The following is a 25,881-nucleotide window of genomic DNA, read 5'->3' as shown; positions in this document are numbered from 1 at the left end:
TTATGGTTAACAAATGGATAATAACGCATTTAGCGGGAAATGTAAACATATTAAACAATTATAACGTGTATTGCGGCGATGCGGCATGACGTCGCGTGCCCGGAGCGGCTTGTCGGGGCTGCGGGAACATGGCACCTGAAGCGCGAAGGAGACGCGATATGAGACATGCCGAAACAGTGACCTTCGGGGGATCGGGGCTGGACCGGGCCGCGGAGCTGCGCGGGGACATGGCGGAGCTGGCCCGGGCGATCGAGCGGGACGGGGCCTGTGCGGTGCTGTTCTGGCGTGGCAAGCCGCTTGTGGAAGGGGACGGTCTGGACCGGCTGGTGCGGTTGGATCTGGATCATCCGGTGCTGGCCGAGGCCGATGGCGCGCCGGTGCTGCTGGGGCGTGAAGAGGGGCGGCTGGTCTTTGCGCATGACCTGTCGAGCTGGACGCCCGAGGATCTGGATGACAGCCAGCTGGACCGTTTTCTGGACCCGACCGAGCAGCGCCATCCGGCGCTGGCCCAAAGCATGGCCTTTGCCGAATTGCGCCGGATCATGAGCGGGCTCAGCCCGCGCGATGCAGAGTTGGCGGCGACGGGAAAGGCCGTTCTGGGCTGGCATCTGAGCCATCGGTTCTGCGCGCGCTGCGGGGCGGAAAGCGAGATGGCGCAATCGGGCTGGCAGCGGGTCTGCGGAGCCTGTGGCGGGCATCATTTCCCGCGCACTGATCCAGTTGTCATCATGCTGATCACGCGCGGCAACCGGGTGTTGCTGGGCCGGTCGCCGGGCTGGCCCGAGGGGATGTATTCGCTGCTGGCGGGGTTCATCGAACCGGGCGAGACGATGGAGGCCGCGGTGCGGCGCGAAGTGTTCGAGGAAACGTCGGTGCGTGTCGGGGAGGTGGGGTACCTCGCCAGCCAGCCCTGGGCCTTTCCGTCCTCGCTGATGATGGGATGCCGGGGCGAAGCGCTGAGCGACGAGATCACCATAGACCCGCATGAGATCGAGGATGCGCAATGGTTCACGCGGGAGGATATCCTGCGGGCCTTTGCGAAGGAGCACCCGTTTCTGGCGGCTGCCAGACAGGGGGCGATCGCCCAGTTCCTCTTGCGCAACTGGCTTGCGGATACGCTGGATTGAGGCAAGAATGCCGGCTGGTGGGTAAAAGTGCCATGCATTGGAGTGTGAACAGCAATGAAAATGAACGCCCGGGAGGATGTCGAGGCTCCGATCGATTTCGTCTATGAACAGATTACGGATTTTCAGGCGTTCGAGCGTCGTGCCATGCGGCGCGGCGCCGAGGTGCTGAGGGTCGACGATCTCAAGGCGGATGGGCCGGGCATGGCCTGGGATATAACGTTCATGCTGCGCGGCAAACAGCGCGAGGTGCAGATCGAACTGGCACGTCTGGACCCGCCCAACGGGCTGACCATGGCCTCGCGTTCGCCCACAATGGGTGGACAGATGGTGGTGGAGCTTGTGGCGCTGTCACGCAATCGCACGCGGCTCAATCTGGACATCGAGCTGGTGCCCAAGAACCTGACGGCGCGCTTGCTGGTGCAGTCGCTCAAGCTGGCGCGCAAGACGATCACACGCCGCCTGCGCAAGCGCGTGTCCCAGTATGCACAGGAATTGGAAGAGCGCCAAAGCCGCGTGTCGTGAGATGAGGACCCGCCCGACCGGGCGGTCCTGTCAGTGGCGGCCCGGATCGGCCGGGTAGACACCGAGCATCCGCACCTCAGAGGTGAAGTAATCCAGTTCGTCGAGCGCGCGCCTGACGGCGGGATCTTCGGGGTGGCCTTCGATATCGGCATAGAATTGCGTGGCGTTGAACGATCCTCCCACCATGTAGCTTTCCAGCTTGGTCATGTTGACGCCGTTCGTCGCGAAACCGCCCATCGCCTTGTAGAGAGCGGCGGGGATGTTGCGGACCTGAAAGACGAATGTCGTCATCATCCCGTCGTCGCCGCGCCGTGAATAGTCGGGATCGCGGGACATCACGAGAAAGCGCGTCGTGTTGTTGCCCTCGTCCTCGATGTTGCGGGCGATGACATCCAGACCATAAATCTCGCCTGCGAGTTCGCTGGCCAGAGCGGCCAGGGACGGATCGCCGGTTTCGGCGACCTGACGGGCCGAGCCTGCGGTGTCGGCGCCGGTGACACGATGGATGCCGTGTTCGTGCAGGAATTCGCGGCACTGGCCCAGAAGCATCGTATGGCTCATGGCGCGGTCGATATCGGCAAGCGATGCGCCCGGCAGGGCCAGAAGGTTGATATGCACGCGCACGAAGGCTTCGGCGATGATGTGCAGGCCGGAATCGGGCAGCAGGTGGTGAATGTCGGCGACTCGTCCGAAGGTCGAGTTCTCGACCGGCAGCATGGCGAGGTCCGCTTCGTGACCGCGCACCGCCTGAATGGCGTCTTCGAACGTGCGGCAGGGCATGGCCTCCATGTCGGGATAGGTTTCGCGGCAGGCCTGATGGGAATAGGCGCCTGGCTCGCCCTGGAAGGCAATGCGCTTGGTCATGATGGGTGGTTCCTGTGGATTGGTCCGGGGTCGGTCGATTGGTCGCGCAAACTACACCTTGCGCCACATGAGGGGAAGCGGATAGATACGCCGCGACGGATACCTAACGGGAAACGGGCACATGTTCGACACGATGACATTCACGAAGGTCCTTGGCAGCTTTTGCGGCGCGCTTCTGATCTTCCTTCTGGGCAGTTGGGCGGCGGAATCGCTGTATCACACGGGCGGCAAGCATGGGGAAGATCATGCGCAGGGCTACGTGATCGATACGGGTGAGGGCGAAGGCGCCGAGGAAGTGGCCGAGGAAGGCCCCAGCTTTGCCGAGCTTTACGCCGCAGCCGATGTCGGCAAGGGCGAGCGCGTCTACAACAAATGCGCGGCCTGTCACAAGCTGGAGCAGGGTGCGAACGGCACTGGCCCCTATCTTTATGGTGTGGTCGGACGTGACGTGGCCGCGTCGCAGGGCTTTAGCTATTCGGGCAACCTGATCGCGGTGAACGATGTGTGGACACCCGAAGAGCTGGATGCGTTCCTTGCCAACCCCAAGGGGTATGCGCCGGGCACCACGATGGGCTTTGCCGGTTTGCCGAAGGCAGAGGATCGCGCGAACTTGATCGCGTTCCTCGACATGACCGATGGTGACATGACCGAAGTGTCCGCAGCCGCCCCCGCCGCACAGGAAGAGGCCGCCGCCGAGCCGGCTGCCGAACCGGCGGCGACAGAGACCGCGCAGGCGGAAGCTGCCCCTGCCGAGACCGCGCAGGCCGAAGCCGCCCCTGCCGAGGCCGTGACCGCAGAAGAGCCGGCGACGACTCAGGCCGAGGCCACACCTGCGGCTGAAGCCGCCGCAGCGACGGCGGATGCCGGCGGTGCCGAGTCGGCCTTTGCGCAACTGGTTGCCGCAACCGATCCGTCGGAAGGCGAAAGCCTGTTCCGCCGCTGTGCCGCTTGCCACAAGCTGGAAGAGGGCGCGAACGGTGTCGGTCCGTACCTCTATGGTGTGGTTGGTCGTGAGATCGGCAGCGTCGAGGGCTTCCGGTATTCCAACGCGCTGCAGGATCATGGCGGTGTGTGGACCGCCGACGAGCTGAACGCCTTCCTTGAGAATCCCAAGGAGTATGCGCCGGGCAACAAGATGAGCTTTGCCGGTCTGCGCAAGGAAGAGGACCGCGCCGCCGTGGTCTCGTACCTGCAGAGCGTCGCTCAGTAACGCAAAAAGCGTTACGCGCCTATCGAGAGGCCGCCGACCCAGCCGGGACGGCGGCCTTTTGCATGGGAAGATGGCGGCGAGGCGGGTGGCGGCCGAATGACCGATCACGGCAATTTCAGCGCTTGTATGAGGGTGGCGCCCTCCGGTAGCTTGCAAATGACGAGTTCAGCGCCACATTTGAGATCGTCTGACAAGGAGCACGGCATGACCGGATACCGCAACCGGGCGAGAGCCCGGATGATCCCCTTGAGTGACTTGCGCCGCAGCCTGCTGGGGGTGGCGGGCATGATCGGCCTGACGATCGCGGCGCTTGTGGCGCAAAAGGCCATGGCCGAAGATCAGGTGATCCGGTCGCATGGCTATTCCTATTACGGCGAATTGAGCTATCCGCCCGATTTCGAGCATTTCAACTACGTCAATCCGGAGGCGCCCAAGGGGGGTGAAATCTCGCTTTACGCGCCGGGGACGTTTGATTCGATGAACCCCTATTCGCGCAAGGGCCGTGCGGCGCGGTTGTCGTGGATGGTCTATGAAAGCCTGCTGGGCGAGATGCCGGCCAGCGGTGGCCCGGCCCCTGCGGATGTCTATGGCGAGATGTACGGGTTGCTGGCCGAAAGTCTGGAGTATGACGCCGGAAAAACCTGGGTGATTTTCAACATGCGCCCCGAGGCGCGGTTCGCCGATGGGACGCCGGTCACGGCGCATGATGTCGTCTTTTCGCATAACCTGTTTCTGGAACAGGGTCTGCCGTCCTATGCGCAGGCGGTGAGCCGGAGGGTCTTGAGTGCCGAGGCGCTGGACGATCACCGGGTAAAGTTCACATTTGCCGAAGGTATTTCGCGCCGGTCGCTGATCGATCAGGTGGGCAGCACGCCGGTGTTTCCGAAGGCATGGTACGAGGCCAACGAGGCAAGGCTCGATGAGCCGAGGCTGGATGCGGCGCCGGGGTCAGGCCCCTATCAGGTCGAAAGCTATGACGTGAATCGTCGCGTCGTCTATGCGCGCAACCCCGACTATTGGGCGAAGGATTTGCCGATCAACCGGGGGCGGCATAATTTCGACCGCATCAGGATCGAGTATTTCGCCGATGACAACGCGGCCTTCGAGGCGTTCAAGGCCGGCGAATACACCTTCCGCGCGGAGACGAATTCCAAGACATGGGCCACGGGATATGATTTCCCGGCGGTGGACAAGGGCTGGGTCACGCTGGACGAGTTGCCCGATGGCAATCCGCCCACACCCAACGGGATCGTGTTCAACCTTGCCAGCGAGCCCTTGAAGGACAAGCGCGTGCGGCAGGCGGTTGCGCTGGGCTACAACTTCGAATGGACCAACCAATCGCTGCAATTCGGGCTGTTCAATCAGCGGCATTCCTTCGTGCAGGACACGCCGCTGCAGGCCGAGGGCGTGCCCGAAGGCGCCGAGCTGGAGTTGCTGCAGAGCCTTGGCGACGTGATCCCCGAGGCGGTTCTGAGCGAACCGGCGGTGATGGCGCATACATCGAATGGCGAGCGTCTGAACGACCGGCGCAACCTGCGCCGCGCGATGGCGCTGTTGGACGAGGCGGGCTGGGCCGTGGGGTCTGATGGCAAGCGGCGCAATGCGCAAGGCGAGTTGCTGACGCTGGAATTTCCGATCCCGTCCTCGGGGTCGGCCACATTGGGTGCGGTGGTGGAAAGCTTCGTGAGCAATCTGCAGCTGATGGGCATCGATGCGCAGTTCGAGAATGTGGACCCGTCGCAATACACGATGCGCAACCGCGACCGCGATTATGATCTGGTGTTCGACAGCTATTCGTCTTTTCTGGCCGCTGGTACGGGGCTGATGCAGCGCTATGGCAGTCAGGAGGCCGAGTTCAGCCTCTTCAATCCCGCCGGTCTGGCGAGCCCGATGGTCGATGCGATCATCAACGCGGCGCTCGAGTCGGAGACGCGCGAACAGGAACAGGTGGCGCTGACCGCGTTGGACCGGGCGCTGCGCTATGAGTTCTTCATGGTGCCGGTCTGGTACAATGACAGCAACTGGGTGGCCTATTGGGACATGTACGAGCATCCCGAAACCCTTCCGCCCTATGCGTTGGGCGTGCTGGATTTCTGGTGGTACAACGCCGACAAGGCCAAGGCGCTGCAAGAGGCGGGGGCGCTGTGAAGGCGGTGCCGTGCGAACCGATCTTGCGATCAGGCGCGCGCCACGGGTGCCGCGCGATGCGCGGGCATGGCCCTGCGCGGCCATGAACGGGACCGGGGGGGGCGTCTGAATGGGTGCGTATATCCTGCGCAGGCTCTTGCTCATCATCCCCACCTTGCTGGGGATCATGGTCATCAATTTCGCGCTGGTGCAGTTCGTGCCGGGCGGGCCGGTGGAGCAGGTCATCGCCAACATGCAAGGGCAGGGCGATGTGTTCGAAAGCTTTTCCGGTTCGGGCAGCGATGCGGGACAGGACATGACCGCCGCCGGTGCCGGGGGTGACAAGTATCTGGGCGCGCGCGGCCTGCCGCCCGAACTGATCGAGGAATTGGAGCGGCAATTCGGGCTGGACAAGCCGCCGCTGGAGCGATTCCTCAACATGATGTGGAATTACATGCGCTTCGATTTCGGAGAGAGCTATTTCCGAAAGATCGAGGTGACGGATCTGGTGCTGGAAAAGATGCCGGTGTCGATCACGCTTGGCCTGTGGTCGACGGTGATCGCCTATCTCATTTCGATCCCGCTTGGGATCCGCAAGGCGGTGCGCGACGGGTCGGGCTTTGACACATGGACAAGTGCGGTGATCATCGTGGCCTATGCGATCCCGGCCTTTCTGTTTGCGATCATGCTGCTGGTGCTGTTTGCGGGCGGCAGCTATTGGCAGATTTTCCCGCTCAGGGGGCTGACCTCGGACAATTGGGAGCAGCTGAGCGTGACGGGCAAGATCCTGGATTATCTGTGGCATATTGCGCTGCCGGTTCTGGCCTCGACGATTTCGGCCTTTGCGACGCTGACGCTGCTGACGAAGAACAGTTTCCTTGACGAGATCAAGAAGCATTACGTGATGACCGCGCGGGCCAAGGGCCTGAGCGAGGGGCGGGTGCTTTACGGTCATGTGTTCCGAAACGCGATGCTGATCGTGATCGCGGGCTTTCCGGCGGTGTTCATCGGGGTGTTTTTCGGCGGTTCGGTGCTGATCGAGACGATCTTCTCGCTGGACGGGCTTGGGCGGCTTGGCTTCGAGGCGGCGGTGGGGCGCGATTATCCGGTGATGTTCGGCACGCTGTTCCTGTTCGGGCTGATCGGTCTTTTGGTCAATATCCTGAGCGACCTGATGTATGTGCTGGTCGATCCCAGGATCGATTTCGAAAAGCGGGAGGGCTGAGCGATGCCGGACCGTGAGCGAATGGCCGTGGCAGGCAAGGATGGGGGCCCTGCCCCCGACGTTGAAATCCAGGGGGATTTCAACGCCTCCCCCGGGATATTTCCGGCCAGAAGAAAGCGCGGCGGGGTGTTGAGCCTGTCGCCGCTCAACCAGCGGCGCTGGCGGAATTTCAAGCGCAACAGGCGCGCGTTCTGGTCGCTGCTGATCTTCGGGGTGATCTTCACGATCACGCTCTTTGCCGAGTTCGTGGCCAATGACAAGCCGATCGTGCTGAAGTATCGCGGCGAGCTTTATATGCCGATCTTCACCTTCTATCCCGAAACCGCCTTTGGCGGGGATTTCGAGACCGAGGCGATCTATCGCGATCCGGAGGTGGAATGTCTGATCGTGTCGGGGGGGCTGGATATCTGTTTCGACGATCCGGAGGGCGTTCTGGAGGATGCGCAGGACGGCGTGGTGGATGGCGCGCAGATCGAGAAGGGGTGGACGGTTTGGCCGCTCATTCCCTACAGCTATGACACCACGGTGGATCGTCCGGGTGCCGCGCCGTTGCCGCCCAATGCGCAGAACTGGCTGGGCACGGACGACACCAAACGCGATGTGCTGGCGCGGGTGCTTTACGGGTTCCGATTGTCGGTGATGTTCACGCTGATCGTGACGGCGCTGTGTTCGGTGATCGGGATTTTCGCGGGCGCGCTGCAGGGGTATTTCGGTGGGCGGCTGGATCTGATTTTCCAGCGGATCATCGAGATCTGGGCGGCGACGCCGCAGATCTATGTCATCATCATCCTCTTTGCCATTCTGCCGCGAAGTTTCTGGCTGCTGGTGGCGATCACCGTTCTGTTCGGCTGGATGGCTCTGGTGGGCGTGGTGCGGGCCGAGTTCCTGAGGGCGCGCAACCTTGAATATGTGCGCGCGGCCAAGGCGCTTGGCGTGAGCAACCTGACCATCATGTTCCGCCATATGCTGCCCAATGCGATGGTGGCCACGCTGACCATGCTGCCGTTCGTGATCACGGGCACGATCTCGCTTCTGGCGGGTCTGGATTTCCTGGGATTCGGTCTGCCGTCGAGTGCGCCCAGCCTGGGAGAGCTGACGCTGCAGGCCAAGCAGAACCTGCAGGCGCCGTGGCTGGCCTTCACGGCGTTCTTCGCCTTTGCAATCATGTTGTCGCTGCTGGTCTTCATCTTCGAGGGGGTGCGCGACGCGTTCGATCCGAGGAAGACCTTCGAATGAGTGTGTTGACGGTGACGGATCTGAAGGTCGGTTTTCGGCAGGACGGGCGGATCGTGCAGGCGGTGCATGGTGTCTCGTTCACGGTGGACCGGGGCGAGACGGTGGCGCTGGTGGGCGAATCGGGCTCGGGCAAATCGGTCACGGCGCTGAGCACGGTGTCCTTGCTGGGCGCATCGGCGCAGGTCGAGGGCAGCGTCACCTATGACGGACAGGAGATGATCGGCGCGCCGGACAAGCGGCTGCGCAAGGTGCGGGGCAATGACATCAGCTTCATTTTCCAGGAGCCGATGACGAGCCTCAACCCGCTGCACACTCTGGAAAAGCAGATCACCGAAAGTCTGGAGCTGCATCAGGGGCTGACCGGGGCCGAGGCGCGCGCACGCATCGTGGAATTGCTGGAACGGGTGGGCATCCGGGACGCGGAAAGCCGGCTGACGGCCTATCCGCATCAATTGTCGGGCGGGCAGCGCCAGAGGGTGATGATCGCCATGGCGCTGGCCAACAAGCCAGACATCCTGATCGCGGACGAGCCGACCACGGCGCTGGATGTCACCATTCAGGCGCAGATCCTCGAGCTGCTGGCAGAGCTCAAGCGCGAGGAGGGCATGGGGTTGTTGTTCATCACCCATGACCTCAACGTGGTGTCGCGGATCGCCGACAAGGTCTGCGTTATGAAGGACGGACGGATCGTGGAAAGCGGGCCGGTGCGCGAGATCTTCGACAACCCGCAGCATCCCTATACGCAGAAGCTTCTGGCGGCGCGGCCCTCGGGACGACCGGAGCCGGTGCGCCAGGAGGCAAGAGAGGTTGTGCGCACCGATGGGCTGCGCGTGTGGTTCCCGATCCAGCAGGGCTTCTTGCGCCGCACGGTGGGCCATGTGAAGGCGGTCAACGCGGCCACGATCAATGTGCGCGCCGGTGAGACGCTTGGCATCGTGGGCGAAAGTGGATCGGGCAAGACGACGCTGGCTTTGGCGATCATGCGGCTGATCCAGTCCGAGGGCGGCATCACATTCGATGGCGAGGATGTGCATGGCTGGTCGACACGGGCGCTGCGCCGCAGGCGGCGGGACATGCAGATCGTGTTCCAGGATCCCTTCGGCAGTCTGAGCCCGCGCATGACCTGCGAGCAGATCATCGCGGAAGGTCTGGGCGTGCATGGCAATCCGGATGGCCGACCCGTGCGGGAGCTGGTGGCCGAGGTGATGCAGGAGGTGGATCTTGATCCGGTCACGATGGATCGCTATCCGCATGAATTTTCCGGGGGTCAGCGGCAGCGCATCGCCATTGCGCGCGCCATGATCCTGCGGCCAAAGATGGTCGTTCTGGACGAGCCGACATCGGCGCTCGACATGACGGTGCAAGTGCAGATCGTCGATCTGCTGCGCCGTCTGCAGGTGAAATACGGGTTGGCCTATCTGTTCATCAGCCATGACCTGACGGTGGTGCGGGCCATGAGCCATCGGGTGGCGGTGATGAAACAGGGCGATATCGTGGAATACGGCACCGCTGAGGATCTGTTCGAGCGTCCGCAGACCGATTATGCCAAGACATTGCTGCAGGCCGCATTGGACGTGCCGGCCTGAGGCGGGGTGCGCGGCGGTGTTCAGGGTGATATGTTCGGGAAGGGTCCGGGCGCGCCGTCGAGCAGCTTGCCGATCAGGGTGCAGCCATGGCCTTCTTGTCGAAAGTGGTGCCATGAGAAGATCGCGAAGACATCAGGCGCCATGAGCAGGATTATCTCATTCAGACCTTCGGGAGGAATCGGAGCCGTGATGTCGCGCGCGGCAAGCAGGGCCTGACGCGCCGGGTCGGACATCAGGTCCAGTTGCATGGCATAGGCGATATATTCGTTTTGTACCGGAGGGCCGCTGTCTGCACCAAGGCGCTGATGGATCAGGGCATGGACCATTTCGTGGGCGACCAAGCTGTCTTGCAGGGCTTCAGGGGGAATTCGGGCGAAGGCACTGGAAGGGGAGACGCTCCGGCGCAGGCCGGCAAGATCGAGGATCTCGATGATCTCGGTGTCACAGTGATAGAGGCCCATGCATTTCGCATGCTGGGCAGGCAGTTCGGTCACAATGCGGATATCGATCGGTGCGATCTGTGGCATGTGGCAGGCGGCCAGCCTGCTACGCGCCGCCCGTGCGACGCTGCATAGATGCACCGCATGGTCTGTCGTGCCGGCGGTGACGGTGATCGTCGGTCCCGGTCCGGGACAGGCAAGCGGTTCGGAGATGGCCGGGCCTGCCAGTAAAGCTGCCGTTAACCATGTCTTCAGGCGGGACATGCGGGCCTCCTGCTATAAAAGGTCAGTATGGCGTCCCGGGAGGGCTGGCGACACGACCGATATCAATGACGAGCGCCGCGTGATCGCTGGCATGGGGGCGGTGCCGACCCACATCCGGCAGGTGGGGGCCATCATTGCGCGCAGCTTCCAGAGCCATGCCATGACGCAGGATTTCGGGCATGGCATCCGGGCAGGCGCGGGCCAGTGCGGGGCTGGCGAGGATCTGATCCGGGCGGCCATATCGGTCTGACCAGGCATCATGGTAGGACCAGCGCGCATCCTCGGGCAATCGGTCCATCAGATTGACCGAGAAAGGCGGCAGGACAGGCGCCGTGGAGGGCGGATCCTTCGCGTCCCAAGGATCGTTCAGATCGCCGAGGATCAGCCACATGGCGCGAGCGGGGTCATCGAACCGGGCCTCGATCAGGGCGCGCAGCGCGGCGGCTTCGAGGGCACGGACCGGGCGCGCGGCGTCGGGATCGGGTGTGGGCGCCTTGAAATGCACAAGGAAAAGCGTGAGCCCCGCCAATTCCACCCGAAGGCAGTCGCGCCGGAAAATCGGCGTTTCGGCATGCAGGCGCGGTGGCACGGCGAGCCCCAGATCGGCGGGGCGAAGGGCGGCATGGCTGACCACGTCGCACGGCGTCATGCGCGACAGAAGCGCGATATCCAGACCGCGCCCGTCATTGCCGGGCAGGCAGATGCGATGCGGATAGGGAGGCATGCCGGCGGGGATCAGGTAATGGTCGTGGAAATGATCCAGCGCCGCGCTGTCGAACACCTCTTGCAGGGCCAGCACATCGGCATCTAGATCGCGGATCACCTGCGCCGTCAGAAGACGGTCGCGATGATCGAGAGAGGGATCGGCGCGTTCGGGCGTGTCGTCGTCATGCGCCCCGCTCAAGTGGTCGCCGCGCAGGCGCAGCGACTGGACGTTGAACGTGGCGATGCGCATCCGGCTCAGATGGCCGAGCTGTGGCCGGCCTTGCTGAGTTCATAGGCATCGAAGCTGCGCGCGATCATCCGCGTCAAGGGGCGCGCCTCGGGCGGAACAAAAAGGCCGTTTTCGTCGACTTTGACAAGCCCTTTGAACGGCGCGGCACCTGCCTCGAGCATCTTGCGGACGCGTTGCGGGCTGACACCGAAGCTGTCCGACATCTCGGCGGCGTCGATGCGGAACTCGCACATCAGCTGTTCGATCATCCGGCTGCGCAGGCGATCTTCGTCGCTGAAGGCATGGCCGCGGGCGGTGGAAAACTGCCCCTCGCGGATCGCACCGGTATGGGCGCCCGTGGCGGGGGCGTTCTGGGCAAAGCCTTGCGGGAATTTCGAGATCGAGGACGCGCCGACACCGATCAGCACATCGGCGGTATCATCGGTATAGCCCTGGAAGTTGCGCCGAAGCCGTCCGGCCTTGAGCGCGATGGTCAACCCGTCATCCTGCGTGGCGAAATGGTCGATCCCGATCTCGGCGTAATTGTCCCACAAGAAGAGGCGGCGCGCGGTTTCGTAAAGCTCGAGCCGTTCCTCGGGGGTGGGCAGCGCGTCCGAGGGCAGCATCTGCTGGCGCTTGGCCATCCAAGGCACATGGGCATAGCCATAAAGCGCCACGCGATCGGGATTGAGCGACAGCAGCTTTTGCACGCTTTCGGTGATCCGCGCCTTGCTCTGATGGGGCAGGCCGTAAAGGATATCGGCATTCAGGCTGGCGACGCCACGGGCGCGAATCTCGTCCGCGGCCCATTTCGTGATGTCATAGCCCTGAAGCCTGCCGATCGAGCGCTGGATGTCATCGTTGAAATCCTGCACCCCGATCGAGGCGCGGTTCATCCCGGCTGCGGCAAGGGCATCGAGGCGCGGACCGTCGATCTCGTTGGGGTCGATTTCGACCGAGAATTCGGTCTCGTCGGTGAAGGGCGCGATCTTCTTTATGGCCTCGGCCAGATCCTGCATCATCGACGGCTGAAGCAGGGTCGGCGTGCCACCGCCCCAGTGCAGACGAGACAATTGCACGCCACGGGGCAGGTGCTTGCCCAGCATCTGCAATTCGGTCTTCAGGGTTTCGAGATAGGCGATGACCGGTTTGTCGGTCTGCGTGCCCTGAGTGCGGCAGGCACAGAACCAGCAGAGCCTCCTGCAGAACGGGACATGCACGTAAAGCGATATCTTTGAGCCCTGCGGAATCGCCTCGATCCAGCGGATGAAATCCCCGGCGCCGATGTCGCGCCCGAAATGAGGTGCCGTTGGATAACTGGTGTAACGCGGTACCTTCGCGTCAAACAGTCCCAATGTGGCGAGTTGTGCTTTCGTAATCATGTATGAAGTGTTAAATTTAGTTTACAGGTCCGGCCTTGATTCAGATCAACACCTTTAAGAGAACCGCCATGCTCAACGAAGATACAAAGGCCATGCCGCGCGAATGCGGTGATTGTCCTATCCGCCATCGTGCCGTTTGCGCACGCTGCGAAGCCGATGAGCTGGAGCGTCTGGATCAGATCAAATATTACAGGAACTTCGAGGCGGGGCAGACCGTGATCTGGGCCGGGGACAAGATGGATTTCGTCGGATCGGTCGTGTCGGGTATCGCCACGCTGACACAGGCGATGGAAGATGGCCGGACCCAGATGGTCGGGCTGTTGCTGCCGAGTGACTTCGTGGGGCGTCCGGGGCGTGTCACGGCGGCGTATGACGTGGTGGCCACAACCGATCTGGTGATGTGCTGTTTCCGCAAGCAGCCGTTCGAGGACATGCTCAACCGCACCCCGCATATCGCGCAGCGCCTTCTGGAGATGACGCTCGATGAGCTGGATGCCGCCCGCGAATGGATGCTGGTGCTGGGGCGCAAGACCGCGCGCGAGAAGATCGCGAGCCTGCTGTCGATCATCGCGCGTCGGGATGCGGCGCTCAACATGGTGGGCCGAACGGGGCCGATGGTGTTCGATCTGCCGCTGACCCGCGAGGCGATGGCCGATTATCTGGGTCTGACGCTGGAGACGGTGAGCCGGCAGATCTCGGCGCTCAAGCGCGACGGGGTCATTGTGCTGGAAGGCAAGCGCCATGTGACGGTGCCGGATTTCAACCGGCTGCTGGACGAGGCGGGCGACGACAGCGACGGCGGTATGCTAGCCTGAGGCAGCAGCGCAGCTTCTGCACAGGATGTCACGTGAAAAGGCGCGCCCGGTCGGGGCGCGCCATTCTTTTGCGATGTGGGTGTCGCGCAATGGGTCAGTGCGACATGAAGACCGGCATTTCGGCCTGCTCCAGCATGTAGCGTGTGGCGCCACCGAACACCGCTTCGCGGAAGCGTGAATGGCCATAGGCGCCCATCACCACCATGTCGGCGTTGATATCGGCGGCATGGCGCAGCATCACGTCCGATATGCGGGGCAGCGTTTTGGTCAGAACGTCGATTTCCACCTTCACGTCGTGCCGCGCCAGATACTGCGACAAGAGCCCGCCCGGATCCGAGCGGTTCGGCCCGTGACTGGGTGGATCGATCACCACCACATGCACGGTGTCGGCCTGAACTAGCAGCGGCATGGCCGCGCGTACGGCGCTGAGCGCTTCGGCGCCTTCGTTCCAGCCGATCATGACGCGCTTGGGCGATGGAACCGGTGCGATCCCCGGCGGCACGATCAGCGCGGGCGTGTGTCCTTCGAAGAGTGCGGATTCCGTGACCGGCTCGAGCTCGATGCCGCGCCCTTCGCCATAGGGCCGGGGCAGGATCACCAGATCCGAGAACCGCGCCCGTGCCGACACATGCCGCCCAAGATCGGCCAGTTGTGCCACGCCGGTTTCGGTCGCCCAACGGATGCCCGACCCGTCGAGCGCCTTGATGACGCGTTTCTCGACCGCTTCGGATTCGGTATGGGCGCGGGCGATGGTCTCTTGCAGGATCACCGCGCTGGCCCCGGCGTAGTAGTATCCTGTCTGGCTGCGATCCACGCCAAGGCACAGCACGTCCAGATGCGCGTCATGCGCAGCGGCCATGGCCACGGCATGGGCCATGACATCATCGACCAGGTCTTCGGCGGTAACTACGCTGAACAAGCAATTATAGGACATATCGTGTTCCTTCCTTGAAATCTCTGTCTTTACGCAAATCACGTCGCGGCCCTGTCTGCCTTGATACGCGTCAACAAATCAGCCGCTTAGCTTTGATGCAGATCAAGGCGGCCCTGGGCTGTGAGCTTCATTAACGGACCAGTCTAAACGCGCCTGCGCGATGTGTTCGAATCGCGTGGAAAGAGACGAAGGGACGCAAAATGACGAACTATTTCAAACTGATCGTGCTGGGGGTTATCACGCTGCTTGCGCTGATCGCCGCCAATTATGCGCGCGATCTGGCCTATCTGGTCAATGCGCTGACAGTGGCGCTTGTGGCTGCCGGCCTCTTCCTGTGGACGCTGCGCCAGACGGAAGAGCCGGTGACCAAGGTCGACCTGTCCGGTGAATACATGGATGGCGTCATACGCGCCGGGGTCATAGCGACCGCCCTGTGGGGTGTCGTCGGTTTTCTGGCCGGCACGTTCATCGCCTTCCAGCTTGCGTTCCCGCAGCTGAATTTCGATTGGGCCCAGGGCTATATGAATTTTGGCCGACTGCGTCCTTTGCATACCAGCGCTGTGATCTTCGCCTTCGGCGGCAACGCCCTGATCGCCACCTCGTTCTATGTGGTGCAGCGGACATCGGCGGCGCGGCTCTGGGGTGGGAACCTCGCATGGTTCGTCTTCTGGGGATATCAGCTGGTCATCGTGCTGGCGGCGACCGGATATATTCTGGGTGCCACGCAGTCCAAGGAATATGCCGAGCCTGAATGGTATGTGGACTGGTGGCTGACCATCGTCTGGCTGGCCTATCTGGCGGTGTTCCTGGGCACGATCGTGCGCCGCAAGGAGCCGCATATCTACGTGGCCAACTGGTTCTACCTGAGCTTCATCATCACGGTGGCGATGCTGCATGTGGTCAACAACCTGTCGATCCCGGTCTCGATCTTCGGCTCGAAATCAGTGCAGGTCTTCTCGGGCGTGCAGGATGCGATGACCCAGTGGTGGTATGGCCATAACGCCGTGGGCTTCTTCCTGACGGCGGGCTTTCTGGGGATGATGTACTATTTCGTCCCGAAACAGGCCGAGCGCCCTGTCTATAGCTACAAGCTGTCGATCATCCACTTCTGGGCGCTGATCTTCATCTATATCTGGGCCGGTCCGCACCATCTGCACTACACCGCGCTGCCTGACTGGGCGTCGACGCTTGGCATGGTGTTCTCGATCGTTCTTTGGATGCCGTCCTGGGGCGGGATGATCAACGGCCTGATGACGCTGTCGGGCGCATGGGACAAGCTGCGCACCGATCCGATCATCCGGATGATGGTGATCTCCATCGGCTTTTACGGCATGTCGACCTTCGAAGGCCCGATGATGTCGATCCGCGCGGTCAACTCACTGTCGCATTACACCGACTGGACGATCGGGCATGTGCATTCCGGCGCACTTGGCTGGAACGGCATGATCACCTTCGGCGCGCTCTACTTCCTTGTGCCGCGTCTGTGGAATCGGGAGCGGCTCTATTCGCTGTCGATGGTCAGCTGGCACTTCTGGCTCGCCACGATCGGCATCATCCTCTACGCGGCGTCCATGTGGGTGACCGGCATCATGGAGGGCCTGATGTGGCGCGAAGTCGATGCCAACGGTTTCCTCGTGAACTCGTTCGCCGACACCGTGGACGCCAAGCTGCCCATGTATGTGGTGCGCGGTCTGGGCGGGGTGCTCTACATCACTGGCGCAATCATCATGTGCTACAACCTCTTCATGACCGTCAAACGGAGCCCGGCAGTAGATGCCCGCAACTCCGTTGTCCCGGCCGAATAAGAAAGGGACCGACCAATGGCAATTCTCGACAAACACAAGATCCTTGAGAAGAACGTCACTCTTCTTGCGATCTTTGCCTTCCTGGTGGTCACCATCGGCGGCATCGTGCAGATCGCACCGCTGTTCTGGCTGGAAAACACCATCGAGGATGTAGAGGGCATGCGCCCCTACACCCCGCTGGAGCTGACGGGCCGGGATATCTATATCCGCGAAGGCTGCTATGTCTGCCACAGCCAGATGATCCGGCCCATGCGTGACGAGGTGGAACGCTATGGCCATTACAGCCTGGCGGCGGAGTCGCAGTATGACCATCCGTTCCAGTGGGGGTCCAAGCGGACCGGGCCGGATCTGGCCCGTGTCGGTGGCCGCTACTCGGATGACTGGCACGTGGACCACCTGCGCGATCCGCAATCCGTGGTGCCGGAATCGGTCATGCCGAAATACGGCTACCTCGAAAACCGCCTGATCGAGCCGGAATATACGGCAGACCTGCTCAAGACCCATGCGCTTGTCGGTGTGCCCTATACCGACGAGATGATCGAGAACGCAGCTGCGGATTTCCGCGCGCAGATCGATCCGTTCGGCGATTATGACGGGTTGATCGAGCGCTATGGCGAGAAGGTCAATGTGCGTAATTTCGACGGTCAGGCCGGGATTTCCGAGGCGGATGCGCTGATCGCCTATCTGCAGATGCTTGGCACGCTGGTCGATTTCTCGACCTTCACGCCCGTGGCCAGCCGATAAGGAGGACAGATCATGGAAACCTATTCCCTGCTCCGCGAATTCGCCGACAGCTGGATGCTGCTGTTCCTGTTCCTTTTCTTCATCGGTGTGGTGCTTTGGGTCTTTCGGCCCGGCGCGACCGAAACATACGAAGATCCGTCAGGCATCCCCTTCCGGCACGAAGACAAACCCGCCCGCGAGGGTGAGGCCGACGCCAAGGAGGCGTGAGAGACATGGCTAAGAAATCCGACAAGAAGCACGAGGTCGAAACCACCGGCCATGAGTGGGACGGTATCGAAGAGTACAACAACCCCCTGCCGCGCTGGTGGCTGTGGATCTTCTATGCAACCATCGTCTGGGGCATCTGGTACTCGATCGCCTATCCGGCATGGCCGATGATCTCGGGGGCGACATCGGGCTATATGGGTTGGTCCACGCGCGAGAATGTCGCCCAGGAGATCGCCGAGGCCGAGGCCGCCAATGCCGGCATCAACGCACAGCTGGCTTCGGTGGAATTGACCGCGATCGCCAACGATCCCGAGCTTGCCACCTATGCGCGCTCGGCCGGTGCTTCTGTCTTCAAGACATGGTGCGCCCAGTGCCACGGCTCGGGCGCGGCGGGTGCCAAGGGATATCCCAACCTGCAGGATGACGCATGGCTTTGGGGCGGCACGATCGAGGATATCCATTATTCGATCAAGCATGGCATCCGGAATGAGGAAGACCCCGATGCGCGCTATTCGCAGATGCCCGCCTTCGGTGAGATCCTCGAAGCCGAGCAGATCGATCAGGTGGTCAACTACGTGATGTCCATGTCGCCCAGCTATGAGCCGCGCGACGCAACGCTGGTCGCCGCCGGAGAGCAGGTCTATCTCGACAATTGCGCGGTCTGTCATGGTGACGGCGGGGAGGGCGACATCTATCAGGGTGCGCCCAACCTCTCGGACGCGATCTGGCTCTATGGCGGGGATTACGACACGTTGCAGCAAACGGTCACCTATTCGCGCTTCGGTGTCATGCCTCCGATGGGCGGTGCCGAGTTGAACGAGGCCGAGATCCGCGCTGTGGCCACCTATGTCCACCAGCTGGGTGGCGGGGAATGATCCTGCGACTCTGACAAAAAGATACCCGCGGGTGGTTCGCCGCCCGTGGGGTCAGGCACCGGCCTTCCGTCCTGTTCGCGCGTTTCCAGGAAGGCCGGTGCCAATTTCGTGACCGTGAGGCGGCAGAGCTTGCCCCGATCAGGTCACGCCCGGCACCATGATTTTTGCGCGCGCAAGCATCAAGATGCCCCCGACAATCAGACCATGACCAGACGTGTTCAATCCCGTCTGCGCGCTTCGAGATGAGCCTCGATTTCGGCGCGGCGGCGGTTGTCGAAGCGTTCGGAGCGGGACCAGTGGCTTGGCGGCCCCCAGCGATCGTTGGGTGCGTTGCGTGTGGCTGTCATGAAAGATTTTGCAAATACGTTCAGCATGGCGTGCCCTTTCGTGGGGTGATTTGTCCTGTGAATATGGGGATAAATCTGCCATTCTGCGACTCAGGAAAAATTGCAACCTGTAAGCTGAGATTACATTATGGATTGGCTTTCCATGCCGCCTTTGACTGCCTTGCGCGCCTTTTCCGCACTGGCCGAGACCGGATCGGCCAGCGCCGCTGGCGCTGCGCTCAATGTCAGCCATGCCGCGATCAGCCAGCAGGTCAAGGCGCTCGAAGGGCATATGGGCGTCGCGCTGGTGGATCGGTCCGGTCGGCATTTGGCGCTGACGCCTGCGGGGCGCGATCTGGCCGATGCGCTGCGCGCGGGCTTTGGTGCTATTGCGCGCACGGTCGAAGCGCTGACCGGCGCGGATGCCGACCGACCGTTGCAGATTTCGACCACGCCGGGTTTTGCCGCGCAGTGGCTGATGCCTCGGCTTCTGGATTTCCGGAACCGGCATCCGGACGTGGATGTGATGATCAATCCCACCCCTGAACGTGTCGCACTCGAACCCGGTGGCATCGATATCGCCATCCGGCACGGTATGGGCCATTGGCCCGGTGTCGAGGCCGAGCGGCTGTTTTCCTCGCCGCTGGTGGTGGTGGCCGCGCCGTCGCTGGTGGCGGGCCGCAGCATCAGGCGGCCCGAGGATCTGATCGACCTGCCTTGGGTGCAGGAATACGGCACGTCCGAGTCGACCGATTGGCTGAGCCGCAAGGGGCTTGCCTCGTTCCGCATCGGTGGCATGACGCAGGTGCCCGGCAACCTGCTGCTGGAAGGGGTGCGCCAGGGGCAGGGCGTTTCGCTGACCGTGCGGCAATGGGTCGAGGATGACGTGGCGGCGGGCCGCCTGAAATTGCTGTTCGAAGAACCCGAGGACACCGCTTATTACATCGTCACACGGCCCGGTGCGCCGCGCAGCAAGGCCAAGGCCTTTATCGGATGGCTGCGCAAGCAGGCCGCGGCATCGGCGAATTGATCACTTTCAGAGTCAGAATTTGACACAGGTCAAGGCTGGTGCGGCCGTCACCTGAGACAAGACAGGGGAACAAGAACACGAATACCGGAGTGATTCCGTGTCCGACACCCAACCCGATGCCGCACCCAGCCTTTACGCCGCACGAGAACCGGTCTTTCCCAAGAAAGTCTATGGCAAGTTCCGCAATCTGAAATGGGCGATCCTGATCGTCACGCTTGGCATCTATTACGTCACGCCATGGATTCGCTGGGATCGCGGGCCGAACCTGCCGGATCAGGCCGTGCTGCTGGATCTGGCGAACCGGCGTTTCTTCTTCTTCTGGATCGAGATCTGGCCGCATGAGTTCTATTTCGTCGCCGGTCTTCTGGTGATGGCGGGTCTGGGGTTGTTCCTGTTCACCTCGGCGCTTGGCCGGGTGTGGTGCGGCTATGCCTGCCCGCAGACCGTCTGGACCGATCTTTTCATCCTCGTGGAGCGCTGGATAGAGGGCGACCGCAACGCCCGCTTGCGGCTGCACCGTCAGAAAAAGCTGGACGCCCGCAAGATCCGCCTGCGGCTCACCAAATGGATCACTTGGCTCTTGATCGCGGTGGCCACCGGGGGCGCCTGGGTGTTCTATTTCACCGATGCGCCCACGCTGCTGGTCGATCTGTTCACACTCAACGCGCACCCGATCGCCTATACCACGATCGCCATCCTGACCGGCACCACCTTTGTGTTCGGCGGGTTCGCACGCGAACAGATCTGCATCTATGCCTGCCCCTGGCCGCGTATTCAGGCCGCGATGATGGACGAAGATACGCTGACCGTGGGGTACCGCGAATGGCGCGGCGAGCCGCGCAAGAACTCGAACGAGGTGAAGGCCGGACAAGAGCAGGGCGACTGCATCGATTGCATGGCCTGCGTCAATGTCTGCCCGGTGGGCATCGACATCCGCGACGGCCAGCAGCTTGAATGCATCACCTGTGCCCTGTGCATCGACGCCTGCGACGACATCATGGCCAAGATCGGCAAGCCCCGCGGGTTGATCGACTACATGGCCCTGACCGACGAGCAATCAGAACGCGCCGGGGGCAAGCCAAAGCCGATCATCCAGCACATCCTGCGACCGCGCACGATCCTCTATACCACGCTTTGGGCACTTGTCGGTATCGGGCTGGTCTTTGCGCTGTTCATCCGGCCCGAGGTGGACATGACCGTAGCACCGGTCCGCAACCCGACCTATGTGACCCTGTCCGACGGCTCGATCCGCAATGTCTATGAGGTGCGTCTGCGCAACAAGCATGGCGAGGACCGCCCCTACAACCTGTCGGTCAAGGGCGATCCGACGATCCGCCTCGCGCTTGAGGGCACGCCCTATGCCACCGTCGATGTGCCTGCCGACAGCACGATGCTGCAACGGGTCTATCTGGTGGCGCCTCCGGGCTCGGCCCCGGCGCAAAACGAACGCACCGAGGTGCGCCTGTGGGTCGAGGATATTTCGACAGGCGACCGGGCCTATGAAGACACCGTATTCAATGGGAGGGACAACTGATGGCCGAACGCAAACTGACCGGCAAGCACGTATTCGCCATTTTCGGAGGGGCATTCGGCGTCATCATCAGCGTCAATCTGGTGCTGGCCTATTCGGCGGTGAACACCTTCCCCGGGCTGGAAGTGCGCAATTCCTATGTCGCAAGCCAGACCTTCGACGATCGCAAGGCCGCCCAGGAGGCGCTTGGCTGGACCATCGGCGCGCATCACAAGGACGGGACGCTGACCCTGTCGATCACCGATGAAGCGGGTCGTCCCGTTGAAGTGGCGATGCTCGACGCCACCGTCGGGCGCGCCACCCATGTGGCCGAGGATGTGACCCCCGATTTCCGCTTCGATGGTCAGGCCTATGTGGCACCCGTGCCGCTTGGCGATGGCAACTGGAACATTCGCATGACCGCGCTGGCCGATGACGGCACCGAGTTTCAGCAGCGGGTCGTGCTCATCAAGGATTGACGGCGATGACAGCCACCATGCGCCCGACCGCTTCGGCTTGCCCGGCCTGTGCAGCCGCTCCTGCCGCGGACAAACTGGCCGCCACCGCCCTGCATGCGCAGGGCGGGGCGCAGATCGCCCTGTCGCTGCCGACAATCCACTGTTCGGCCTGCATCACCAAGATAGAAAAGGCGCTCAACGCGCATCCCGGTGTCAGATCGGCGCGAGTGAACCTGACGTTGAAACGCGCCAGCATCGAGGCCGATCCCGATGTGACCGCGCAAGAGATGAAAACCCTTGTGGAGGCCCTTGGCTTCGAGGCGCATGAACTGGATGCGGGCACGCTCAACGCGACGGCGAACGATCGTGCCGGACGCGAATTGCTGATGCGGCTGGCGGTGGCGGGCTTTGCATCGATGAACGTGATGCTGCTGTCGGTCTCGGTCTGGTCCGGTGCCGCAGATGCGACCCGGGATCTCTTTCACTGGATCTCGGCGGCCATCGCCCTGCCCACCATTGCCTTTTCCGGCCAGCCGTTCTTTCGCAACGCCTGGGCCGCGCTCAGCAATCGGCAGCTCAATATGGATGTGCCGATCACGCTGGCGATCGTGCTGGCGGTGGTCACCTCGCTTTGGGAAACCTCGCTCTCGGGCAAGCACGCCTATTTCGACGCGGCTCTCGCGTTGACATTCTTCCTGCTTGCGGGCCGCTATCTCGATCACCGGACCCGTGCCATCGCCCGCTCCGCTGCCGAGGAACTGACCGCTCTCGAAGTGCCCCGTGCCACCCGCCTGCGCGCTGACGGCACCGAAGAGATCGTGAACGTGGCCGAACTTGCCGTGGGCGATCTGCTGCTTGTGCGTCCCGGTGGGCGGATGCCCGTGGATGGCGAGATCGTCTCCGGCACTTCGGAGCTTGACCGCTCATTGCTTACCGGCGAGACGCTACCCGTTTTCGCCGCCGAAGGTCAGACCGTGTCGGCGGGCGAGGTGAACCTGACCGGCCCGCTGACCATCCGCGCCTCGGCCGTGGGACAGGACACGTCGCTGCACCAGATGGCCGATCTGGTGGCCATCGCGGAATCGGGGCGCTCTCGCTATACCTCGCTGGCCGACAGTGCCGCGAAACTCTATGCGCCGGGGGTGCATATCCTGTCGGCCTTGGCCTTTGTGGGCTGGTATCTCTACACGTTCGACATGCGCACGGCGCTCAATATCGCCGCAGCGGTGCTGATCATCACCTGCCCCTGTGCGCTTGGCCTTGCGGTGCCGGCGGTGACCACGGCCGCCTCGGGCAAGCTGTTCCGGCGCGGGATGCTCATCAAGCACGAGACCGCGCTCGAGCGGCTGGCCCAGGTCGACACCGTGGTGTTCGACAAGACCGGCACCCTGACGGCAGGCACGCCCGAATTGACCAATCTCGCCGACATCCCGCGCCGCGATGCGGAACTCGCTCTGGCGCTGGCGCAGGGCTCGTCCCATCCGCTGGCGCAAGCCATCACGCGCGCCGCGCGTGAGGCCGGTTTCGCCCCGGCCCCGGTGAGCGACCTGAGCGAAGTGCCCGGCTATGGCACCCGCGCCCTCGTTGATGGCCGCGAGGTGCGGCTTGGCCGTGCCAGCTGGATCGGCGCACAGGGTCGCGCCGAAACCGCTACCTTCCTTGACAGGGGCGAGGGCGCGCCGGTGGCGTTCACCTTCACCGACCGTCTGCGCGAAGGCGCGGCTGAAGCGGTGCAATCTCTCAAGGATGCGGGCAAGGACGTGTATCTCATGTCCGGAGATACCACCCCCGCGGTCGAGGCGCTGGCCGAGCGGCTGGGGATCACTCACTGGCTGGCCGAGGCCGTGCCGGCTGACAAATCCTCGCGCATTCAGGCGATGTCCGCGCGCGGCGCCAAGGTGCTCATGGTGGGCGACGGGCTTAATGATACGGCGGCACTCGCTGCCGCCCATGTCTCGATCTCACCGGCCTCCGCGCTCGATGCAGCGCGCGTCGCCTCGGATATCGTGCTGCTCGGTAGCGACCTTGCGCCGATTGCCTCGGCCTGTGCGACCGCCGGCGCGGCGACGCGCCGGATCAGGGAAAACTTCCGCATCGCCACGATCTACAACATCATTGCGGTTCCCCTGGCCATGGCGGGGCTCTGCTCGCCGCTGATCGCGGCCTTGGCGATGTCTGCGAGTTCCATTACCGTGTCGCTGAACGCGCTGCGATTGAGGTGACCGCATGACCATCCTCGCCTATCTCATTCCGATTTCGCTTTTCCTGGGCGCGCTTGGACTGGTGTTTTTCGTCTACACGGTGCGCAGCAACCAGTACGACGATCCGGAAGGCGATGCGCGCCGCATTCTGAGCGACGAATACGACGATCACCCCAAACCCTGATGGTGCTGTGTCTATCGGGCGGTGTGAGGGGGCCTTGCCTCCTCGGCCTGAAGTGTTTCGCGACAAGCTGAGAGGCATTCGATCACGGCGCGCGTTCTACCCTTCGCTGATGCCTCGGGTCAAAGGTCGAGTGTTTCAGGATATTTATAGCCAGAAGAAGCCCTGGGCCGTCCCTTCGATCTGCGCGGGGTGCGGCTTCTTCTGGCCGGAGATATCCCGGGGGAGGCGGTGAAATCCTTCAGGATTTCAACGTCGGGGGCAGAGCCCCCGGCAGCATCTGCCCTCAGGCACCACCGCCGGGTTGGATCATGAAACAGGTGACCTGTTTTGCAGCCAGACGGCGACAGGCAAGATCCGCGGTTTCGCGCGAGAGGCCCATGAAATTCGCGTCGAATCCGGTGGGGCGCCGCACGACTTTGCGCAGGCTGCCATCCAGCGTGCTCATCTCGTTGAGCGCCGTCTGGAGAAGGACCTTTTGCGCTTCATACTGACTTTGATAGCGCCCGATATTGATGCCCCAGTTGCGCCCGCCCGAGGTCGACACCCGGGTCACCACCTCCTGAATGGGATCTGCAGCAGGCTCGGATGTCCGGGTCAGGACCAGATCGGCGGGACGTGGCTCGGGGTTGATCTTCGGGAGCGGCGGCGTCGCTGATCCTTTGGCGATTTTCGGCTCTTCTACGGGCAGGCGGGTTTCTTGCGCCGCCATGATCGCCTGTTCGATATCTTCCTTCGAGGCCAGGACGACCGGCGCCGGTTCGGCCGATGGGCGCATCTGCGGGCGCAGGCTGCGCTTGACCGCCGCGGCCGTGGCCAGCCGCACCGTCTTGCCGAAGGCGCCGTCTGGTGCACTGTCCTGCATCCGGCCCGCATAGGCAGGACGGCGCGGCTTGTGCAGGGCCACGCGGCTTGGCGCCTTGCGGAAGCCGAGGTCCAGAAGCTCGGCGACCTTGGCGTTGCGAGAGGCGGTGGAATTGCCGCCGAACACTGTTGCGATAATGCGCTCGCCGCCGCGCTCGGCACTTGCGACAAGGTTGAAGCCGGCCGCGCGGGTATAGCCCGTCTTGATGCCGTCGGCACCACGGTAGCTGTTCAGCAGCGCCCGGTTGGTGTGATATACCTTGCGCACGCCAGCATCTGCAGTGATCCGCGAGAACAAGTTGTAATACTCGGGATAGTCGTAGAACACGTGCCGCCCGAGAATCGTCATGTCCCGAGCGGTGGACAGATGCCCGTTCTCCGTCAGGCCATGAGCGTTCTTGAAGGTCGTGCGGGTCATCCCCATCGCCTTGGCGGTGCGGTTCATCCGGCGCGCGAAGCGGGCCTCGGAGCCCTCGATCGCTTCGGCAAGAGCGGTGGCGGCGTCATTGGCCGACTTGATCGCCGCCGCGCGGATCAGGTGGCGCAGGCGGATCTGCTGGCCGGCCCGCAGCCCCAGCTTGCTCGGCGGTTCGCTGGCCGCGTGCTGAGAGATCGTGACCATCGTATCCAGCCCGATCTCTCCGTTTTCGACGGCCTCGAACACAACGTAAAGCGTCATCATCTTTGTCAGGGAGGCGGGATGCAGTCTTGTATCCGCATTATGCGCGTGCAGGACTTCGCCGGATCGCGCGTCCATGACCATCGCGGCATAGGGGGCTGCGATCGCACTCAGGGGTACGACCACAAGCATCCAGATCGTCGCAAATGCTATCACACTCCAGCGGGTGCGCTGGCTGCTCCAAAGTTTCATGGAACTACTCTTTTCTGCCTCTCGCGCCGCCGGTTATCCGACTGGCCTTTTATATATTACCGAAAATTGTAGCATGGACGCGGAGTCCTGAAAAGTCCTTATTTCAAAGGGATTTTTGCATCAAGCCGTCAACATCTTGGGGG

At 62.7% G+C, this 25,881-nt stretch carries 24 protein-coding genes; 17 read left to right on the top strand and 7 right to left on the bottom strand.

Annotated elements, in window-relative coordinates:
- The first annotated feature begins 158 nt into the window (after nt 1-158).
- Both nudC and F3H35_RS01020 read left to right on the top strand, forming a co-directional pair.
- Nucleotides 159-1,127 carry an NAD(+) diphosphatase gene (nudC, locus tag F3H35_RS01025; RefSeq protein ID WP_149777810.1) on the top strand — a complete coding sequence of 323 codons (969 nt, stop codon included), beginning with the start codon at nt 159-161 and terminating at the stop codon, nt 1,125-1,127.
- A 54-nt stretch (nt 1,128-1,181) separates the two neighbouring features.
- Complete coding sequence (locus tag F3H35_RS01020) at nt 1,182-1,649, top strand: SRPBCC family protein (protein ID WP_149777809.1); 468 nt, start codon at nt 1,182-1,184, stop codon at nt 1,647-1,649.
- Nucleotides 1,650-1,679: 30 nt separating this feature from the next.
- On the opposite strand, the gene F3H35_RS01015 is transcribed toward F3H35_RS01020, so the two are convergent.
- Nucleotides 1,680-2,513 (bottom strand): prephenate dehydratase, encoded by an 834-nt coding sequence (locus F3H35_RS01015; protein WP_149777808.1) that lies wholly within the window; start codon nt 2,511-2,513, stop codon nt 1,680-1,682.
- 121 nt (nt 2,514-2,634) lie between these two features.
- Here F3H35_RS01015 and F3H35_RS01010 point away from each other — a divergent pair, with 121 nt between their 5' ends.
- The 5 genes from F3H35_RS01010 (at nt 2,635) to F3H35_RS00990 (ending at nt 9,897) form a co-directional block, all read left to right on the top strand.
- Nucleotides 2,635-3,723, top strand: a complete 1,089-nt coding sequence (locus F3H35_RS01010) for a c-type cytochrome (protein WP_149777807.1) — start codon at nt 2,635-2,637, stop codon at nt 3,721-3,723.
- Nucleotides 3,724-3,927: 204 nt separating this feature from the next.
- Nucleotides 3,928-5,871, top strand: coding sequence for an extracellular solute-binding protein (locus F3H35_RS01005; protein WP_149777806.1), 1,944 nt, complete (start codon nt 3,928-3,930; stop codon nt 5,869-5,871).
- A gap of 109 nt (nt 5,872-5,980) precedes the next feature.
- Entirely contained in the window at nt 5,981-7,075 is a 1,095-nt protein-coding gene (locus F3H35_RS01000) for a microcin C ABC transporter permease YejB (RefSeq protein WP_149777805.1), read from the top strand.
- Between the two features lie 129 nt (nt 7,076-7,204).
- Nucleotides 7,205-8,311, top strand: coding sequence for an ABC transporter permease (locus tag F3H35_RS00995; RefSeq protein WP_188129854.1), 1,107 nt, complete (start codon nt 7,205-7,207; stop codon nt 8,309-8,311).
- On the top strand, nt 8,308-9,897 hold the full coding sequence (locus tag F3H35_RS00990; RefSeq protein ID WP_149777804.1) for an ABC transporter ATP-binding protein: 1,590 nt from the start codon (nt 8,308-8,310) through the stop codon (nt 9,895-9,897). Before F3H35_RS00995 ends, F3H35_RS00990 begins: the two co-directional genes overlap by 4 nt.
- 20 nt (nt 9,898-9,917) lie before the next feature.
- Here F3H35_RS00990 and F3H35_RS00985 read toward each other — a convergent pair whose 3' ends face one another.
- The 3 genes from F3H35_RS00985 to hemN are packed head-to-tail and all read right to left on the bottom strand — an operon-like array spanning nt 9,918 to nt 12,917.
- Complete coding sequence (locus F3H35_RS00985; protein WP_149777803.1) at nt 9,918-10,601, bottom strand: DUF6639 family protein; 684 nt, start codon at nt 10,599-10,601, stop codon at nt 9,918-9,920.
- Between the two features lie 22 nt (nt 10,602-10,623).
- Nucleotides 10,624-11,556 carry an endonuclease/exonuclease/phosphatase family protein gene (locus tag F3H35_RS00980; RefSeq protein WP_149777802.1) on the bottom strand — a complete coding sequence of 311 codons (933 nt, stop codon included), beginning with the start codon at nt 11,554-11,556 and terminating at the stop codon, nt 10,624-10,626.
- Between the two features lie 5 nt (nt 11,557-11,561).
- On the bottom strand, nt 11,562-12,917 hold the full coding sequence (gene hemN, locus F3H35_RS00975; protein ID WP_149777801.1) for an oxygen-independent coproporphyrinogen III oxidase: 1,356 nt from the start codon (nt 12,915-12,917) through the stop codon (nt 11,562-11,564).
- Nucleotides 12,918-12,985: 68 nt separating this feature from the next.
- On the opposite strand from hemN, the gene fnrL reads away from it, so the two are divergent.
- Nucleotides 12,986-13,732 (top strand): transcriptional regulator FnrL, encoded by a 747-nt coding sequence (gene fnrL / locus F3H35_RS00970; protein WP_149777800.1) that lies wholly within the window; start codon nt 12,986-12,988, stop codon nt 13,730-13,732.
- A 94-nt stretch (nt 13,733-13,826) separates the two neighbouring features.
- On the opposite strand, the gene F3H35_RS00965 is transcribed toward fnrL, so the two are convergent.
- Nucleotides 13,827-14,666 (bottom strand): universal stress protein, encoded by an 840-nt coding sequence (locus F3H35_RS00965; protein WP_149777799.1) that lies wholly within the window; start codon nt 14,664-14,666, stop codon nt 13,827-13,829.
- 200 nt (nt 14,667-14,866) lie between these two features.
- Between F3H35_RS00965 and ccoN the strand changes: the two genes are divergently transcribed.
- The 4 genes from ccoN to ccoP are packed head-to-tail and all read left to right on the top strand — an operon-like array spanning nt 14,867 to nt 18,297.
- Nucleotides 14,867-16,471 (top strand): cytochrome-c oxidase, cbb3-type subunit I, encoded by a 1,605-nt coding sequence (ccoN, locus tag F3H35_RS00960; protein ID WP_149777798.1) that lies wholly within the window; start codon nt 14,867-14,869, stop codon nt 16,469-16,471.
- A gap of 15 nt (nt 16,472-16,486) precedes the next feature.
- Nucleotides 16,487-17,215 (top strand): cytochrome-c oxidase, cbb3-type subunit II, encoded by a 729-nt coding sequence (ccoO, locus tag F3H35_RS00955; protein WP_007818177.1) that lies wholly within the window; start codon nt 16,487-16,489, stop codon nt 17,213-17,215.
- Nucleotides 17,216-17,227: 12 nt separating this feature from the next.
- Nucleotides 17,228-17,422 carry a cbb3-type cytochrome c oxidase subunit 3 gene (locus F3H35_RS00950; RefSeq protein WP_149777797.1) on the top strand — a complete coding sequence of 65 codons (195 nt, stop codon included), beginning with the start codon at nt 17,228-17,230 and terminating at the stop codon, nt 17,420-17,422.
- Between the two features lie 5 nt (nt 17,423-17,427).
- Nucleotides 17,428-18,297, top strand: coding sequence for a cytochrome-c oxidase, cbb3-type subunit III (gene ccoP, locus F3H35_RS00945; protein WP_149777796.1), 870 nt, complete (start codon nt 17,428-17,430; stop codon nt 18,295-18,297).
- A gap of 218 nt (nt 18,298-18,515) precedes the next feature.
- Here ccoP and F3H35_RS19095 read toward each other — a convergent pair whose 3' ends face one another.
- A complete protein-coding gene (locus F3H35_RS19095) occupies nt 18,516-18,644 on the bottom strand; it encodes a hypothetical protein (RefSeq protein WP_262975115.1) in 129 nt (42 codons plus the stop codon).
- A gap of 127 nt (nt 18,645-18,771) precedes the next feature.
- Between F3H35_RS19095 and F3H35_RS00940 the strand changes: the two genes are divergently transcribed.
- The 5 genes from F3H35_RS00940 (at nt 18,772) to ccoS (ending at nt 24,006) form a co-directional block, all read left to right on the top strand.
- On the top strand, nt 18,772-19,653 hold the full coding sequence (locus tag F3H35_RS00940) for a LysR family transcriptional regulator (protein ID WP_149777795.1): 882 nt from the start codon (nt 18,772-18,774) through the stop codon (nt 19,651-19,653).
- Nucleotides 19,654-19,750: 97 nt separating this feature from the next.
- Nucleotides 19,751-21,187: a cytochrome c oxidase accessory protein CcoG gene (gene ccoG / locus F3H35_RS00935; protein ID WP_149777794.1), complete on the top strand. Its 1,437-nt coding sequence runs from the start codon at nt 19,751-19,753 to the stop codon at nt 21,185-21,187.
- Nucleotides 21,187-21,642, top strand: a complete 456-nt coding sequence (locus F3H35_RS00930) for a FixH family protein (protein WP_188129827.1) — start codon at nt 21,187-21,189, stop codon at nt 21,640-21,642. The genes ccoG and F3H35_RS00930 overlap by 1 nt, the downstream gene beginning before the upstream one ends.
- 5 nt (nt 21,643-21,647) lie before the next feature.
- Complete coding sequence (locus F3H35_RS00925) at nt 21,648-23,843, top strand: heavy metal translocating P-type ATPase (RefSeq protein ID WP_149777792.1); 2,196 nt, start codon at nt 21,648-21,650, stop codon at nt 23,841-23,843.
- Between the two features lie 4 nt (nt 23,844-23,847).
- Nucleotides 23,848-24,006, top strand: a complete 159-nt coding sequence (gene ccoS / locus F3H35_RS00920) for a cbb3-type cytochrome oxidase assembly protein CcoS (RefSeq protein WP_007818190.1) — start codon at nt 23,848-23,850, stop codon at nt 24,004-24,006.
- Between the two features lie 283 nt (nt 24,007-24,289).
- Here ccoS and F3H35_RS00915 read toward each other — a convergent pair whose 3' ends face one another.
- Nucleotides 24,290-25,738: a D-alanyl-D-alanine carboxypeptidase family protein gene (locus F3H35_RS00915; RefSeq protein WP_149777791.1), complete on the bottom strand. Its 1,449-nt coding sequence runs from the start codon at nt 25,736-25,738 to the stop codon at nt 24,290-24,292.
- Between the last annotated feature and the right edge of the window lie 143 nt (nt 25,739-25,881).

Origin of the sequence: Roseovarius litoreus (genome assembly GCF_900142765.1) — a bacterium.
GTDB lineage: Bacteria > Pseudomonadota > Alphaproteobacteria > Rhodobacterales > Rhodobacteraceae > Roseovarius > Roseovarius litoreus.
The sequence above is the reverse complement of the archived record's forward strand: the minus strand, read 5'-3'. Positions and strand labels throughout refer to the sequence as shown.

Bases quoted from the DNA above. Each gene is read 5' to 3' on its own strand.
- nudC (WP_149777810.1), top strand. From the start codon at position 159: ATGAGACATGCCGAAACAGTGACCTTCGGGGGATCGGGGCTGGACCGG.
- F3H35_RS01020 (WP_149777809.1), top strand. From the start codon at position 1,182: ATGAAAATGAACGCCCGGGAGGATGTCGAGGCTCCGATCGATTTCGTC.
- F3H35_RS01015 (WP_149777808.1), bottom strand. From the start codon at position 2,513: ATGACCAAGCGCATTGCCTTCCAGGGCGAGCCAGGCGCCTATTCCCAT.
- F3H35_RS01010 (WP_149777807.1), top strand. From the start codon at position 2,635: ATGTTCGACACGATGACATTCACGAAGGTCCTTGGCAGCTTTTGCGGC.
- F3H35_RS01005 (WP_149777806.1), top strand. From the start codon at position 3,928: ATGACCGGATACCGCAACCGGGCGAGAGCCCGGATGATCCCCTTGAGT.
- F3H35_RS01000 (WP_149777805.1), top strand. From the start codon at position 5,981: ATGGGTGCGTATATCCTGCGCAGGCTCTTGCTCATCATCCCCACCTTG.
- F3H35_RS00990 (WP_149777804.1), top strand. From the start codon at position 8,308: ATGAGTGTGTTGACGGTGACGGATCTGAAGGTCGGTTTTCGGCAGGAC.
- F3H35_RS00985 (WP_149777803.1), bottom strand. From the start codon at position 10,601: ATGTCCCGCCTGAAGACATGGTTAACGGCAGCTTTACTGGCAGGCCCG.
- F3H35_RS00980 (WP_149777802.1), bottom strand. From the start codon at position 11,556: ATGCGCATCGCCACGTTCAACGTCCAGTCGCTGCGCCTGCGCGGCGAC.
- hemN (WP_149777801.1), bottom strand. From the start codon at position 12,917: ATGATTACGAAAGCACAACTCGCCACATTGGGACTGTTTGACGCGAAG.
- fnrL (WP_149777800.1), top strand. From the start codon at position 12,986: ATGCTCAACGAAGATACAAAGGCCATGCCGCGCGAATGCGGTGATTGT.
- F3H35_RS00965 (WP_149777799.1), bottom strand. From the start codon at position 14,666: ATGTCCTATAATTGCTTGTTCAGCGTAGTTACCGCCGAAGACCTGGTC.
- ccoN (WP_149777798.1), top strand. From the start codon at position 14,867: ATGACGAACTATTTCAAACTGATCGTGCTGGGGGTTATCACGCTGCTT.
- ccoO (WP_007818177.1), top strand. From the start codon at position 16,487: ATGGCAATTCTCGACAAACACAAGATCCTTGAGAAGAACGTCACTCTT.
- F3H35_RS00950 (WP_149777797.1), top strand. From the start codon at position 17,228: ATGGAAACCTATTCCCTGCTCCGCGAATTCGCCGACAGCTGGATGCTG.
- ccoP (WP_149777796.1), top strand. From the start codon at position 17,428: ATGGCTAAGAAATCCGACAAGAAGCACGAGGTCGAAACCACCGGCCAT.
- F3H35_RS19095 (WP_262975115.1), bottom strand. From the start codon at position 18,644: ATGACAGCCACACGCAACGCACCCAACGATCGCTGGGGGCCGCCAAGC.
- F3H35_RS00940 (WP_149777795.1), top strand. From the start codon at position 18,772: ATGGATTGGCTTTCCATGCCGCCTTTGACTGCCTTGCGCGCCTTTTCC.
- F3H35_RS00930 (WP_188129827.1), top strand. From the start codon at position 21,187: ATGGCCGAACGCAAACTGACCGGCAAGCACGTATTCGCCATTTTCGGA.
- F3H35_RS00925 (WP_149777792.1), top strand. From the start codon at position 21,648: ATGACAGCCACCATGCGCCCGACCGCTTCGGCTTGCCCGGCCTGTGCA.
- ccoS (WP_007818190.1), top strand. From the start codon at position 23,848: ATGACCATCCTCGCCTATCTCATTCCGATTTCGCTTTTCCTGGGCGCG.
- F3H35_RS00915 (WP_149777791.1), bottom strand. From the start codon at position 25,738: ATGAAACTTTGGAGCAGCCAGCGCACCCGCTGGAGTGTGATAGCATTT.